The 10,575-nt window shown below is 72.4% G+C and carries 14 protein-coding genes; 10 read left to right on the forward strand and 4 right to left on the reverse strand.

Features of this window, described 5'->3' with window-relative positions; translation table 11 throughout:
* Positions 1-105 precede the first annotated feature (105 nt).
* Positions 106-288 (forward strand): hypothetical protein, encoded by a 183-nt coding sequence (locus ACFU7Y_RS30710; protein ID WP_224280580.1) that lies wholly within the window; start codon positions 106-108, stop codon positions 286-288.
* 96 nt (positions 289-384) lie between these two features.
* Here ACFU7Y_RS30710 and ACFU7Y_RS30715 read toward each other — a convergent pair whose 3' ends face one another.
* The 4 genes from ACFU7Y_RS30715 to ACFU7Y_RS30730 are packed head-to-tail and all read right to left on the reverse strand — an operon-like array spanning position 385 to position 2,155.
* Positions 385-543 carry a hypothetical protein gene (locus ACFU7Y_RS30715; RefSeq protein WP_380770360.1) on the reverse strand — a complete coding sequence of 53 codons (159 nt, stop codon included), beginning with the start codon at positions 541-543 and terminating at the stop codon, positions 385-387.
* Positions 540-1,364 carry a hypothetical protein gene (locus tag ACFU7Y_RS30720; protein ID WP_380770361.1) on the reverse strand — a complete coding sequence of 275 codons (825 nt, stop codon included), beginning with the start codon at positions 1,362-1,364 and terminating at the stop codon, positions 540-542. The genes ACFU7Y_RS30715 and ACFU7Y_RS30720 overlap by 4 nt, the downstream gene beginning before the upstream one ends.
* A complete protein-coding gene (locus ACFU7Y_RS30725; protein ID WP_224280582.1) occupies positions 1,364-1,891 on the reverse strand; it encodes a ParA family protein in 528 nt (175 codons plus the stop codon). The genes ACFU7Y_RS30720 and ACFU7Y_RS30725 overlap by 1 nt, the downstream gene beginning before the upstream one ends.
* A gap of 51 nt (positions 1,892-1,942) precedes the next feature.
* A complete protein-coding gene (locus ACFU7Y_RS30730; RefSeq protein ID WP_380770362.1) occupies positions 1,943-2,155 on the reverse strand; it encodes an AAA family ATPase in 213 nt (70 codons plus the stop codon).
* Between the two features lie 312 nt (positions 2,156-2,467).
* Between ACFU7Y_RS30730 and ACFU7Y_RS30735 the strand changes: the two genes are divergently transcribed.
* From ACFU7Y_RS30735 to ACFU7Y_RS30775, 9 genes are all read left to right on the forward strand, one after another.
* On the forward strand, positions 2,468-2,731 hold the full coding sequence (locus ACFU7Y_RS30735) for a hypothetical protein (protein ID WP_224280584.1): 264 nt from the start codon (positions 2,468-2,470) through the stop codon (positions 2,729-2,731).
* Positions 2,706-3,230: a DUF6879 family protein gene (locus ACFU7Y_RS30740; protein WP_380770363.1), complete on the forward strand. Its 525-nt coding sequence runs from the start codon at positions 2,706-2,708 to the stop codon at positions 3,228-3,230. Before ACFU7Y_RS30735 ends, ACFU7Y_RS30740 begins: the two co-directional genes overlap by 26 nt.
* A gap of 25 nt (positions 3,231-3,255) precedes the next feature.
* Positions 3,256-4,104, forward strand: a complete 849-nt coding sequence (locus ACFU7Y_RS30745; protein ID WP_380770364.1) for a helix-turn-helix domain-containing protein — start codon at positions 3,256-3,258, stop codon at positions 4,102-4,104.
* Between the two features lie 267 nt (positions 4,105-4,371).
* Positions 4,372-4,806 (forward strand): ATP-binding protein, encoded by a 435-nt coding sequence (locus ACFU7Y_RS30750; RefSeq protein ID WP_224280587.1) that lies wholly within the window; start codon positions 4,372-4,374, stop codon positions 4,804-4,806.
* A 238-nt stretch (positions 4,807-5,044) separates the two neighbouring features.
* Positions 5,045-6,178, forward strand: a complete 1,134-nt coding sequence (locus tag ACFU7Y_RS30755) for a methyltransferase domain-containing protein (protein ID WP_380770365.1) — start codon at positions 5,045-5,047, stop codon at positions 6,176-6,178.
* A 294-nt stretch (positions 6,179-6,472) separates the two neighbouring features.
* Complete coding sequence (locus tag ACFU7Y_RS30760) at positions 6,473-7,255, forward strand: endonuclease domain-containing protein (RefSeq protein WP_380770366.1); 783 nt, start codon at positions 6,473-6,475, stop codon at positions 7,253-7,255.
* Between the two features lie 24 nt (positions 7,256-7,279).
* The gene (locus tag ACFU7Y_RS30765; RefSeq protein ID WP_380770367.1) at positions 7,280-7,414 is read left to right on the forward strand and encodes a hypothetical protein; all 135 of its coding nucleotides are present in this window, start codon (positions 7,280-7,282) and stop codon (positions 7,412-7,414) included.
* 109 nt (positions 7,415-7,523) lie between these two features.
* Entirely contained in the window at positions 7,524-8,159 is a 636-nt protein-coding gene (locus ACFU7Y_RS30770; RefSeq protein WP_380770368.1) for a hypothetical protein, read from the forward strand.
* A gap of 14 nt (positions 8,160-8,173) precedes the next feature.
* Positions 8,174-10,575 (forward strand): multiprotein-bridging factor 1 family protein (locus ACFU7Y_RS30775; RefSeq protein ID WP_380770369.1); only part of this gene is annotated, 2,402 nt, incomplete at its 3' end.

A 10,575-nucleotide genomic window follows, 5' to 3' on the forward strand; every position in this document is an offset into this window, starting at 1 on the left:
CAACCCCACACCGTTCACCTGGACCAAAACCGCAGAGGAGATCCTCGACTCCCTCGCCCGATTCTGCCGACGAATCTCTGGCGCAGGACACTAGTCCTGCGAGACATGTTGCTCGCGGGACACGGGCGTGCCGGAACAAGGACCGAGCGCGGCACCATCCTGGTGACCAACCTCAAACTCGGCGCAGCTGCGTACGTGTGCGACAAGGCCGTCTACTTCAACGGCGACTGGACCGCCACCCTCGCCACCGTCACCCGCGCGATCGGTCTGACTCCGGCCGCCGTCTGACAGCAGTACCCGAAGGGGCCCGTTCCTGGCGTGAGTAGCCAGGAACGGGCCCCTTTTGTGTTTCCGGGTGGACTGGCGCCCGTTACTGTCCGGGGATCAGTCGACGATCTCCGCGTCCACTGGAGCCGCCGCCACTGCTGCTGCGGCCGTCTTTTTGGCGGTCGCCAAGCGCTTGCCGAGACGCTGCAGCTCGATGTCGAGGTCCTCGAGGTGTCGATGGGCTGCGCCCGGGTCGGCCTCCACTGCAGACTTCAACGCGCGAGGGCAAGCAGTGAGGTCACCCGCTCTCGCAGTACGGCTGCAGAGCGGCTCAGGTCGCGTAGCTGGGCGATACCTGGCTGCTCCTCGTTCCCGAGGTCAGAAATTTCTGACCTCTGCTCGTGAGGGGTGAGGTCAGAAATTTCTGACCCCGCTTTTTGCTCGGGAATGGATGGCGTCGTCAGCTCGGCGGCGAGCTCGACCAGCCTGGCGGCGGTGGGGCGCTTCTTGCCATGCTCGGCCGCTTCGGCGACGCCGCGCTCGACGACCGTGCGGGCCGTCTTCAGGTCATGCGAGGCGATGACCGCAGCCACCGCCTTGCGGGCCGAGGCGCGGCTCAGGTACTGGGTGAGTTCGGGCCCCAGCTCAGCGACCGCCCGCGCCCGAACCGCGTCCTGCATGAGCTCGAAGATGTACTTCTCGTCCACGTCCAGGACTCCGGACGCCCATACAGCGAAGTTCGAGTGGCCGGCGACCACGTGGAGTTCCCGCTCCTGCGCGGTCTCCAGCAGGACGCCCTTGTTGAGCACGACGAAGTCCTCGGCCCGCCGCCCGAGGCCGTCGATCTCGATCAGCCGCTCGGTGACATATTCGAGCTGTTCCTTGGGAGTTCCCGTGATGTCCTCGGCGGTGAGCACCCGGCCGCCCGCGAAGACGCTCGGCGTGCCCTGGGCGTCCACAATCGCCGGCAGCGCAGAGGAGGCAGCCTGCTGCGCCGCGGCCTGCTGCTGCAGCTCAGCGGGCACCGCCGGGTCGACTGCGGAGTCCGGCGCCTTCTTCAGCCGGCTGGTGCCGGTCTGGATCAGCTTGTTGGCCATTACAGGGGTACTCCCGCTGCCGTGAGGATTCGGTCATAGGCACCTGTAAGCGCCTGAGCCTCCTTGCCGGAGGCCGCAGTGATCGGCACGCAGGCAAAACGCGTCTGCTGGCGCACCGAATGCCGGGGAATAGCGAGATCGTCGCGGTACAGATCCCCGTACGTCTCCGCCAGGTAAGCCCCTATGGCGTCCTTCAGGGTGCTGCGCCCGCCGGGAACGATGGAGGGGACGATGCCCACTACCCGCAGGTCCGGGTTCATACCGAGGTCCCTGACCAGCTTGATGGTCGCGAGGGCCTCCTTGGCGCCGATGCGCCCGTCCTCGTCGAGGGTCGCCGGGATGATCACATCGGTCGCTGCGACGAGGGCCGAGGTCACGAGTTTGCCGCCAGCGCGTGGCGGCAAGTCGAGGACGCCGACCGAGCCAGGCTTTATGGCACCTTTCAGAGCAAGCCGCAGGCGGAACTCCAGTCCGACAGCGACGTTGTCAGTCTCCCGGTTGGCAAGGGCGCGCTCCGCTGCGATCACCTGGACTCCCGGCCACGCGTCGGACGCCGGGGCGAAGGCTTCGGCGGCCAGTCAGGTCTCGCCCTGGGCGAGCAGGTCGTTCATGCTGAAGGCCGGGGCCTCGTCTTCGGGGATGCCAAGCTCAGCGGTGAAGGTGTCGCGGGGGTCGAGGTCTCCGGCAACGACGTCCAGGTTTCGCTTGCGGGCGGCGGCTGCAAGGCCGGCTGCCAAGGCGCTTTTGCCGACGCCGCCCTTCTCGCTGTAGACCGCGATCACTCTGCTCATGCCCGGTCCCTCTGACCGTCGAATGCCCAATACACGGAAGGCAGGCTATCTGGGGCGCAGTGGCCCGAAGAACGCCACGGGCGTGTCATCGCATTTCCGCCTACTGCAAGCACGGCGACCGGGGACGGGCAGACCAGTCGGGTCGAGCGCGCGTTGGGACCGGTCCTGTGGTCCTGGCAGGCGAACGGCGAAGTCCGGCAGCAGTCGGCTTGCAGGGATTGTCTCTATGCTTCCTCGCGCCCCTGACGGGCCGTCACCTGTAGGTGGAGCGTCGTGCAAAACTGCGCAACCGACTTGGTACGGGAGGGCATCATGACGCTACGGTTCGCCGGGGTGGACCCCAACACCGGCAAGGACGAGAGCCCGATGGTGTGGGTGGACGACGAGCAGAGGGAGTTGGTCGTCCAGGGCCTCAAGCCCGGCGAGGAGCTCCTGACGGAGATCGGGACGACCGAGTGGGTGCCCGGCCACTCCGTCGGTACCCCCGACCACGAGAACGTGACCCGCATCCCGCTGCGCATGGCGGCGATCATCAGGAAGGCGCTCGACGATGCAGAACGTGACGGCCTTCTCTGAGCTGCTGGCCGGCGCCCGGCACTCCGCGGAGCACCTGGAGATGCGCGACTCCTACGGCATCGTCGGCGAAGCCGAGGAGTTCGAGCAGTTCCAGCGGACCGGCGTGCACCCGGACCTCGATCCCGAGGGCGCGGGCTGGTCCGGTTGGGTGTCGATGATCCGGGCCGCCGTCGCCCGCGGTGTCGTGGTGCGCCGCGCCCGGATCGTCTCCGAGCCGGTCACCGAGTACATCCGCTACGAGCACGCCGGGACCGTGGTCAACCTCGCGGCCGGCGAGCAGGTCCGCTGGCTGCCGCGACGCCGGGCCTCCGACCTCGCGCTACCCGGGAACGACTTCTGGCTGTTCGACGGGACGATCGTGCGCTTCAACCACTTCACCGGCGACGGGGCCTCCGGCGGGCCGGAGATGTGCGAGGACCCCGTCGTCGCCAAGCTCTGCGCGGACGCGTTCGAGGCGGTCTGGGAGCGCGCCGTCCCGCACGAGCAGTACACCGTCTGACGCCCCGGACCGGACGACCAGCTCCATGCCCGCATCCCCTTCCTCCAGCGCCCAGGAAGCCCGCCTGGCCGTCGCCGCGCGGCTGCGCGAGATCATGCAGGACGCCGGTCTGCAAGGGCAGGAGCCGGCCGCCCGGTGCGGCTGGAACGGCGCCAAGACCTCCCGCATCATCAACGCCAAGACCGCGCCCTCGGACGCCGACATCCGCACCTGGTGCCGGGCCTGCGGCGCCGACGACCAGGCCGAGGACCTGATCGCCGCCAACCGCGCCGTGGACTCCATGTACGTCGAGTGGCGCCGCCTCACCCGCACCGGCCTGCGCCGCCTCCAGGAATCCGCAGCGCCGCTGTACGAGCGAACCCGGCACTTCCGCTCCTACTCCTCCCGCGTCGTGCCGGGCGTCCTGCAGACCGAGGCCTACGCCACCGCGCTGCTCGCCACGGTGGCCGACTTCCGCCGAACCCCCAACGACGTCGCCGAGGCCGTCAAGGCGCGCCTGGCCCGCTCCCGCGTCGTGCGCACCGGACACCACCGCTTCGCGATCCTGGTGGAGGAGTCCGTCCTCTACTACCGTCTCGGGACCGTCGAGACGATGGCCGAGCAGCTGGAGCACCTGCGGGCCGCCATGGCGCTGCCGGCCGTCTCGCTGGGCGTCATCCCGTTCACCGCGCAGCGCACCATGTGGCCGGTGGAGACGTTCAACATCTTCGACGACGCCGAGGCCGGCGTGGAGCTGCTGTCCGCCCAGGTGACCGTCACCACGCCCAGCGAGCTCACGCTCTACGCGAGCGCGTTCGACCGGCTCAAGGACTTCGCGGTCTACGGCGCGCAGGCACGGGCCCTGATCGCCCGGGCCACTGACTCCGTGGGCTGAATTCCTGCAAACGCGTGCAAACGCGTTGAGGGTCCGGCCGGTCACTCCCTACCGTCGATCCGTCGCCCGTAGTGACGGACCGGACACCCGGACGTTGCCTGGGGCGGGCGGCGAGTTGGGGCCGCTGCATGGGCCCGCCCCCCCCGTCGGGTCCGCGCAGCCGTCACCGCCGACGAGAGAGCGGAGTACCGCCGTGGCCGCGCACCCCATACCCCGCCCACCGGCTACGGCCGCACCTGGGCGGCGCCGGCGGGTGCGGGGTGCCCGGTGACCGCAGCCGTCGAGACCCCCACACGGCCCGAGGCCGCCGACCGTGCGAAGGCGCTGCTGCCCTACGAGCCGCAGTCCGCCGCCAAGGCCCGCCACCTGGTGCGCACCACGCTGCGCGGCTGGGAGCTGGATGACCTGGTCGAGGCCGGCGAACTCATCGTCAGCGAGCTGGTCGGCAACGCCGCGAAGACCGGGTGCCGGCGCCGGATGACGGTCACCGTCGAGCGTGTCACCGGCCGGTGTGTGCGGATCAGCGTCCGCGACGGCTCCCGTGCCCTGCCCTGCCTGATCGAGGCGGGCTCCGCGGCTGAGTCGGGTCGCGGCCTGGCCTTGGTCCACCGCCTGACCGGCGGGCACTGGGGCGCGACATTGGAGACGTTCGGCAAAACCGTGCACGCGGATCTGCGCACCCGCCCTCCCGGCCCGGCGTAGGCGCAACAGTGTGCCCCGGTGCGCCGGGGCGCCCCTCTACTCCTCCCCGGGCCCCGGGAGGGCACCATCACAGCGACGACAAGGAGGTCGGCATGGACATCGACGGAGGCCACGGCGGCGGAGGCTCGGGCGGCGGTGGCGGTGAGGGGGACGGGCACCCGGGCACCCCGTGGACGCCGCCGTCCGACCCGCCGTCCCCGGATGGCACCACACCGCCCGGAGACGGGGGACACCGCAAGTGACGCTCGCACCTGAGCAGGAGGACCGCCCCGCGCCGGGGCGGTCCTTCCCCGTCGCCGACGCGTGGGCGCCGGCCTTCGACGCCGTCCCGCGCTCGCTGTTCCTGCCGGACCTGATCTGGGCGCACGACATGGCCACCGGGAAGAGCCGGCCCCTGGCACGGACCGAGGACGAGCAGGGCTGGCTGGCGGCGGCCGCCTCGGACATCCCGATCGTCACCCAGTGGGACGACGGCGAGCACCAGGGCGCCGAGCCCGGCACGGTGCCCACCAGCTCCGCCTCGATGCCCTCCCTGGTCGCCTCCATGCTGGAGGACCTGAAGGCCGAGCCGGGGATGCGGGTACTGGAGCAGGGCACCGGCACCGGCTGGAACGCCGCGCTGCTCGCCCACCGGCTCGGCGACGCGAACGTGACCACGGTCGAGATCGACGCCGCCGTGTCCGCCCAGGCCCGCACCGCACTCGAGAACGCCGGCTACCGGCCGACCGTCGTCTGCGCGGACGGCGCGCTCGGCCACCCGCCCGGCGCCCCGTACGACCGGATCACCGCGACCTACGGGCTGCGGGAGATCCCGCAGGCGTGGATCGGGCAGACCCGGCCCGGCGGGCTGATCCTGGCGCCGTTCGGCACCCACTACTCCAACGCCGACGCCCTGGTCCGCCTCACCGTCCACGGCGACGGCACCGCGTCCGGCCCGTTCCTCCAGCCGGTGGAGTTCATGAAGATGCGCTCCCAGCGCCTGCGGTGGCCGCAGAACCCGCCGGACGGCGGCACCGTCGCCGAGACCACCACCACCGCCGTCCTGCCGCCGCACGGCAAGTTCGACCCGTTCCCGCTCGCCGCCGGCCTGCGCCTGCGCGACGTCGTCCACGCGATCCAGCCGCACGACGACGGCGCCCGCACCCTGTGGCTCTACTCCCTCACCACCCCGGCCTGGTCGGCGACCACCTTCCGCGACGGTGAGGACGCGCACCTGGTCCGCCAGTACGGCGGCCGCCGCCTGTGGGACGACTTCGAGCGCACCCTCGCCTGGTGGCACGGGGCGGGCGAGCCCGGCATCGAGCGTCTCGGACTGACCGTCACCCCGGACGGTTGGCACGCCTGGCTCGACGAACCCGCCCAGACGATCTGACTGGACAGCCGGCGCCCCGAGCCTGCCTCGCGGTGCCGGACCCATCGCCGAACGACCCCACACCCGTGCGAGCTGCGCCCTGCCGTCGCCCCCGTCGCCCCGGGCTGCTCCGCCGGGCCCGACTCCGGTCAGGGGCGCGGCCGGCGATAGCGAGACAGTTCGGCCCGGGCGCCCTGGTGGTGCCCGGGCTGAGCCATCTCGCTGATCGGCCCCGCAGCCGGTCGGGTGACGTGCTGTCGGTGCCGCCTGCGACCGTGGCGACGGACAGTTCGATCACGTCACTGGAGGCGAAGCGTGGACTATCGCCGGATGTCACCCGAGGCGAAGGCCGCGTACCTGGCGGAGCGTCCGCGCTGCGAGCTGCGGTGCGGGCGGGCCTCCGCGCAGGTGGACCACGACCACGCCACGGACGAGGTACGGGGAGCTCTCTGCCGGCGCTGCAACTCCCGGCTCGGATCGCTGGAGGCGGCGCTGCGCCTGCCGGGCGGGGAGTTCCAGAGCCTGGCGGGCGATCTGCACCGGGCGCTGTGGCGTGACGGGTCGGCGAACCTGGCCGGGTACCGCGGGGATTTCGCCTACCTCGGCCTGACCATGAAGGAGTACACCGCCCGTCTGCGCAAGGTGCACGAGCTCCTGGTGCTGCCCTACGTCTACTGGGCCCAGGTGACGGCCGAGCCGTTCGGCCGTGGGACGGCGTGGACGAAGATCGGTCCGCTGTGCGACGACACCGAGGCCCGGCGGCACCTGACCCGGCTCGTGAACAACACACCGCCGCCCCACCTGTGGGTGTCGATGACCCGGGAGCCGGATGACGGGCTCAACAGCCCGGCGCCGCGGGCCCTGGTCGCGGCGGCCGGCCGGACCGAGGGGGCGAAGGAAACCTACCTCGCCCTGCGCCGGGAGCTGATCGACATGAGCGGCTACGAGGCGAAGTGCCGCGACTTCGCGGACCTGGCGGTGCCTGTGCTGCTGTCCAGGCCGCTGACCCTGCGGCAGGTCCGGGACGCGCACCACGACCCCCGCGTCGCCATGCCGCGTACCCGTGAACAGCTGCGGACCCTGATCGGGGACCAGTAAGGCGCCGGCTGGCTGGACTTGGCGGTGCGGATCGTGTTGGAGGACCTGGGCGACGACCTGCCAGACGCGAGGTGGGGGGTGCCGAGCCGGGCCCGGCACCACTGGCTGGTGCTGTTCGCCCACTGGCGTGATCGGCGGGCCGCCCCGCAGGCGGTCTGACACGAGCCAGGCGAGGGGCGCGCGGCAGTGCCGCGGCCCTTTCCCTTTTGAACTCTCAAAGGCGACTGGTGTAGCATTTGGTTATGTCCTACTGTTTGGGGGTTGTCCCGTGAGGATCGGCATTGGTGGTGAGCGGGTCGAGGTGCATGACGACCTCGCCCGGGCGCTGCTCGCGGTGCTGCGCGGTGAGCGGTTGGTGGAGCCGCCGCAGGCCTCCACCTTCGACGACCTGACCGCCCTGGTGGCCTGCATCAGCCGCGTCACCCAGCACCTGAGCGTGGTGAAGGAGCTGGCGATGTCCCGCGCGGACGCCAGCGACAGCTACTCCAACCGGCGCGCCCTGGGCATCGCGGCTGCCATGGCGCCCTCGCAGCTGGGCCGGGTCCTGGAGGGCCACGGATTGCCGCGCGACCGCCGCGTCGGTGGCGTGGACCTGGCCGTCGCCTTCCGCACCACCGACGATGGCGTCCTGCACCTGGCCGCCGAGGAAGAGGTGGCCGGCCTGCCCTCGTTCGCCCTGCCGTTCAACCCCGCGCAGGGCGTGGTGGAGCCGACGGAGTTCGCCGGCCGGGAGCTGCTCGTTTACTACCGGCCCCAGGTCCCGATCGCGGTGGCCGACCTCGGACGCACCGCCGGCTACACCCTGCGCCCCGAGCAGGGCCCGATCGCCTGCCTCACCGAAGCGGTCTTCGACGCCCTGTTCGGCGACCCCCGGATCGACCCGACCCGACCCAACGGACGCTGAGGAGACCGACCCTGATGTCCGACGACCTGTTCAACTCCGTCGACGCCCTGCTGGCGGCCGTGAACACCGGCCTGCCGCTCCCCGCCGAGCGGGTGCGGCTGCGCCTGGCGGCCGGGCTGACGCCCGCGCAGATCGGCGCGGCTCTGCGGGTGGACTCGGCCCTGGTGAAGGGCTGGGAGGACGGCAGCGCCGTTCCGGGCCCGGACATCGCCCCGGCCTACGCGCGGCTGCTGGAGGGCCTGGCCGCGCGCTTCCCCGCCGCCACGCCGTCCCCGGCCGTGCCGCAGGCGTTCACCGGCCCGGCGCCCGCCCAGGACACCGCCGACGGCCTGGTCGTCCCGCTGCTCGACCAGAACCCGGACGGCTCGCTGGTGATGGCCGAGGCCGCGCCGTGCGTGCAGTGCGGCCAGCCCTCCGTCTACCGCGCCCAGGGCCGCCCGATGCACCTGGGCGGGTTCTGCCGCCCCGCAGCCCCGGCGCCCGAGGCCGCTGCGGCCCTCACCCAGCAGCTGACCCCGGCTCCGGCGGACCAGGCTCCGACCGCCCCGGTAGCCCCGGCGCCCGTCGCCGCCCCGGCCGCGCCCGCAGCCGCTGCTCCTGCCACCTCGGCGCCGGTCCGGCCCGCGCCCACCGCCACGCCAGCCCCGTCGGCCAGGCCGCGCCCGGCGACGTCCCGCACCGCTGCCCGTCCGGTTGCGGCGCGGCCCGCTGGCCCGGCCGCCACGGCTGCCGCTGCGCGGTGGTGGCCGGCGGTCGCGCTGGACGTCGCTGACGGCGGCGGCTGGGTGCTGGACGTCCCGCAGATCCCGGCCCCGGCCGGCATCAAGCTCGGCGACTGGTTCGCGTGGCTGGGCACCGGGCTGCCGCTGCGCGTCGAGCGCGCCCACCCGGCCGGACGGGGCGGCGACGGCATGGTCTGCCTGACCGCCGCCGCGCTCAAGCAGCTCGGCCTGCCCGCCGCGCTCCCGACCACCGAGAAGGCCCTGACCGCGCTCCAGGCCAAGCTGGCGAAGGCCGCCGCCACGGTGGGCATGGAGATCAGCGACCAGATCGGCCCGGCCTTCCACGCCTTCCGCCGTGCCGGGTCGGCTGGCGGCCCGAAGACCTCGGTCCGGGTCACCGTGGCGCCGTGGCTGGGCCAGGGCGACGGCCGCCAGCAGGCCACCAGCGCCCTCGCGGGCCCGTTGGCCACCGCCCCCGACGGCACCAGGGACGGGCTCACCCTGGCTCGCCGCTACCGGGCCTTCACCGCGGACCTGGGTGTCGCCCCCGGTGCGACGACCGCCTCCACCGCGATGCTGCTCCTGGACGCGGTGCGCCCGCGCGTGGAGTGGGTCAAGGACCAGGCGACGGGGGAGTGGTCCTCGCATCTGCGTGAGGGCGCCCTGCCGAGTGGTGACCTGTGCGTGCCGCCGGCCGCCGGGGCCCGGCACCCGCTCACCCGCGAGCTGCTGGCCAAGGGCGAGGCGGTGTGCGAGGAGGAGGACTACAAGTGGTGGGCCCGCCCCCTCACCACCGAGGAGGCCGGCCGCCAGTGGGCGGTCGCGGTCGACGTCTGCGCCAGCTACCTGTCCGTCACCGACTCCCTGCGCCTGCCCATCGGCCCGCTGACGTACGTGGAGAACCCGGCCTGGGACGGCGGCAAGACCGCCGGCCTCTGGTGGGCGGACTTCACCACCACCGAGGTCGACTCCCTGCTGCCGCACCCGGCCACCTTCCACGGCCAGCCCCCGACCGGACCCGGCTGGTACGCCACCGTGACGGTCGCCTACATGGCCACCACCTACAACTTCGACCCGGCCACCATCACCGCCGCCTACCTGGCCGCCCACACCGCCCCGCTGCTCAAGGAATGGACCGGCCGCATCCGGGGCGGCTACAAGCGCACCTACGCAGACCTGGGCCTGACCGACGGCCAGAGCCCGACCGAGTTCCTGGCCGCCTACGCCGCCCACAAGGACATCGGCACCGACCCGGTGCGCGCCGACGCCCTGGTCCTCGCGGGGACCTACAAGAACATCTACAAGGGTGGCATCGGCAAGTGGGCCGACTCCGCCCGCCACCTGGACGACCAGACGTGGCTGGAGAAGGTCGCCGCCTCCTGGTCCTACGACCCCGCGCTGCGCTTCCACGTCATCGCCGCCGCCCGCATCGCCGCCCACCGCCGCCTGCGCAAGACCCTGCTGCTCACCGGCCGGGCCCCCTTCGCGGTCAACGTGGACAGCTACCTGTACGCCGCCGACGCGCCCTCGCCGCTGGAGCTGCTCCCGGTCAAGGACGACGGCACCCCGGTCCCCGGCGCGCTGCGTCTGGGCATCGCGCCGGGCAGCCACAAGCACGAGTCCTCGATCCCGCTCACGGCCGTGGTCGAGGCGATGGAGCGCCGGGAGCACCCCTCCAAGCTGGTCCACCACTA

It is taken from the genome of Kitasatospora sp. NPDC057542 (assembly GCF_042801945.1).
In the GTDB taxonomy this organism is placed as follows: Bacteria; Actinomycetota; Actinomycetes; order Streptomycetales; family Streptomycetaceae; genus Kitasatospora.

Coding starts and splice junctions, on each gene's coding strand:
- ACFU7Y_RS30730 (WP_380770362.1), bottom strand. CDS start 2,155: ATGAGCAGAGTGATCGCGGTCTACAGCGAGAAGGGCGGCGTCGGCAAA.
- ACFU7Y_RS30735 (WP_224280584.1), top strand. CDS start 2,468: ATGACGCTACGGTTCGCCGGGGTGGACCCCAACACCGGCAAGGACGAG.
- ACFU7Y_RS30710 (WP_224280580.1), top strand. CDS start 106: ATGTTGCTCGCGGGACACGGGCGTGCCGGAACAAGGACCGAGCGCGGC.
- ACFU7Y_RS30740 (WP_380770363.1), top strand. CDS start 2,706: ATGCAGAACGTGACGGCCTTCTCTGAGCTGCTGGCCGGCGCCCGGCAC.
- ACFU7Y_RS30720 (WP_380770361.1), bottom strand. CDS start 1,364: ATGGCCAACAAGCTGATCCAGACCGGCACCAGCCGGCTGAAGAAGGCG.
- ACFU7Y_RS30745 (WP_380770364.1), top strand. CDS start 3,256: ATGCCCGCATCCCCTTCCTCCAGCGCCCAGGAAGCCCGCCTGGCCGTC.